1 rRNA gene is annotated in these 255 nt (G+C 51.0%); it reads left to right on the top strand.

Annotated features, from left to right (window positions below):
* Positions 1-32: 32 nt before the first annotated feature.
* Positions 33-255 (top strand): 16S ribosomal RNA (locus tag KI362_RS25440); the annotation flags it as partial.

Genomic DNA, 255 nt, shown 5'->3' on the forward strand with positions numbered 1-255 from the left:
TCGTCAGTTTTGAAATGAGCAAGTCAAACACTTTATTGGAGAGTTTGATCCTGGCTCAGGACGAACGCTGGCGGCGTGCCTAATACATGCAAGTCGAGCGGACTTGATGGAGTGCTTGCACTCCTGAGAGTTAGCGGCGGACGGGTGAGTAACACGTAGGCAACCTGCCCGTAAGACTGGGATAACTACCGGAAACGGTAGCTAATACCAGATAATTTACCTTGCCGCATGGGGAGGTAATGAAAGGCGGAGCAA

Source organism: Paenibacillus apis, assembly GCF_018333295.1.
GTDB lineage: Bacteria > Bacillota > Bacilli > Paenibacillales > Paenibacillaceae > Fontibacillus > Fontibacillus antibioticophila.